At 71.6% G+C, this 2110-nt stretch carries 3 protein-coding genes; 2 read left to right on the top strand and 1 reads right to left on the bottom strand.

Annotation, left to right across the window (positions count from 1 at the left end; translation table 11 throughout):
• The first annotated feature begins 196 nt into the window (after positions 1–196).
• The gene (locus tag H9641_RS14355) at positions 197–484 is read left to right on the top strand and encodes a hypothetical protein (RefSeq protein ID WP_191804947.1); all 288 of its coding nucleotides are present in this window, start codon (positions 197–199) and stop codon (positions 482–484) included.
• 569 nt (positions 485–1053) lie between these two features.
• Here H9641_RS14355 and H9641_RS14350 read toward each other — a convergent pair.
• Positions 1054–1287 carry a PLDc N-terminal domain-containing protein gene (locus H9641_RS14350; protein WP_191804945.1) on the bottom strand — a complete coding sequence of 78 codons (234 nt, stop codon included), beginning with the start codon at positions 1285–1287 and terminating at the stop codon, positions 1054–1056.
• A gap of 185 nt (positions 1288–1472) precedes the next feature.
• Here H9641_RS14350 and H9641_RS14345 point away from each other — a divergent pair, with 185 nt between their 5' ends.
• Positions 1473–1982: a GNAT family N-acetyltransferase gene (locus H9641_RS14345; RefSeq protein ID WP_191804943.1), complete on the top strand. Its 510-nt coding sequence runs from the start codon at positions 1473–1475 to the stop codon at positions 1980–1982.
• The last annotated feature ends 128 nt before the right edge of the window (positions 1983–2110 follow it).

Below are 2110 nucleotides of genomic sequence, written 5' to 3'. Positions count from 1 at the left end.
CCCCTGACCAGCAGAAACGCTGGTCAGGGGCCTTCTGCGTCGCATCTCGTGCACCGTGCGTGCAGGCGGGGCTGGGCCTGCATCAACGGAGGACAGGCGGCCCCCGCCGTCCCCGCGCCGGTGCGGTCGGTCTCGCAGCGCCGGACAGGCTGTCAAGGTCCGGCGATCAGGTAGGGGTCTCTGCCATGCTCTCGGCATGGATCCGATCCGCAAGGGGCGTCAGTTGAAGGCCGGCGCGTGGCTTCTGACGGGTGTGGCCCTCGTCCTGCTCGGTCTCTTCTTCACCACGTGGGAGTCGAACTACCACACGGGGTCGGTGTGGACCTTCATCAACCAGCGTGCGAGTACCGCCGAACCCTGGAGCTCAGCGGCGATCCGTTCCAACATGGGGTATCTCGTGGTGGGGGGCTTGCTCGCGCTCGCTGGGCTCGCCTGTGTCGTCGTGAGTGGGAGCGTCGTCGCCCGGGCGTGGCGCCGTTCGTGACGTCGGCGTCGGGCGGTGGGGACTGCTGCCGCTTCGCCCGAGCCTTGTCGTCTAGCTCGGGCCCCTGCAGATCCCCGCAGCGCGACCACGGCTGCTGTGGTCCGGTCTTCGTTCGAGCCGACGCCGGCCGCGGAGCCCGTCCGACGTCAGGGCGCAGCGGTAGCCACAGCCGGGCGACCTCGTTCCTCGGCACGCGCCGTGACGCGGCGGCCAGCCGGGTACCCGGCGCCGGGTGGCCGGTTCAACCGGCCAGCCCTCCCATCCCCCCGCCCAGCGGACCCGTAGGCACGGTGTTCCGTTCGCGTCCGCAACGGGTGCAGGCGAGGTACCGGGAGTCCTCGATCTGGCGACGCTGCCACTTGTGCCAGCCCACCACGCATCGCACGTCCTTCATGACGCGCCCCTCTCGTCGACGGCGGGTGGCGTGTCCGCCACGCGACGCCACTGACCACGCTAGTCCTGGGCGCGCGGCGCCGACAAGGTTCGAGGTGCCCGTTCCCGGAAGGCGCGCCGCAGCCAACCGCTAGGCCGTATGACGCGCTCGCTCGCCCGGGTCGGGGGCAGCAGGCTCAGCTGTTGAGACCCAGCCCCTTGCGACCCTTCGCGAAGTAGGCGATCGGACCCACCCAGTTCGCGAGCATCGCCACGCCCCACGCGAGCTTCGAGCCCTCGACCTCGTCGGCGGAGCGCTTGGCCAGGTCGCGGTAGCCCGCGACCGTGAGCGAGATCTGTACGACCGAGACCGCCAGCATCAGCACCTTCTTGCCGGCGCTGAACTCGTTCCACGTCTTCTTGTGTGCCATGAGCACTCCTCCCGTAGCGGTATGACGTCCCCTTGGCCACGACGCTACGCGGGCACCGCTCGACGCGCACGGCACCGGGCTCAGCGCACCGGTCCCAGGTGTTCCGGCCGGCTCGGTCCAGGTGCGGGACCGACGGTCACGACCGTCGGCGGCACGGTGGCAGGTCCGCGAACTACGCTCGGCGGGTGAGCGACGAGATCGTGGTGCGCGAGGCGCGCGCAGAGGACTGGCCCGGGATCTGGCGGGCGCTCGAGCCCGTCTTCCGGGCCGGTGAGACGTACACCTACCCGCGGGACATCAGCGAGGCCGAGGCCAGGACGGCATGGACCGCGCTGCCCGGCGCACGCGTCCTCGTCGCGGTGGACCCCGCTCACGGCGAGGGGGCGATCCTCGGGACCGCCAAGTACCTGCCGAACCAGCCTGGTGCCGGCTCTCACGTCGCCAACGCGAGCTTCGTCGTCGGGCCGGCAGGGACCGGACGGGGCGTCGGGCGAGCGCTCGCAGGCGCGGTGCTCGACGGCGCGCGTGCCGACGGCTTCCTCGCGATGCAGTTCAACGCGGTCGTCGAGACCAACGAACGAGCGGTGCGCCTCTGGGAGTCCTTCGGGTTCGAGATCCTCACGACCGTGCCCGAGGCGTTCTCGCACCCGGTGCACGGCCTCGTCGGCCTGCACATCATGTACCGGGACCTCTGAGACCTTCCCGGTCCACCTGGCGGCGTCCCGAGCCGTCCCGGAGGCCCGGCAACCGGGCTGCGCGCGACGACGGCGCCCCCCCCCCCGGGGGGCCCCCCCTCCTGGTGTTCTTCCCCCCGCTCGAGAGG

Origin of the sequence: Oerskovia merdavium, assembly GCF_014836755.1 — a bacterium.
Classification (GTDB): Bacteria; Actinomycetota; Actinomycetes; order Actinomycetales; family Cellulomonadaceae; genus Oerskovia; species Oerskovia merdavium.
The sequence above is the reverse complement of the archived record's forward strand: the minus strand, read 5'-3'. Positions and strand labels throughout refer to the sequence as shown.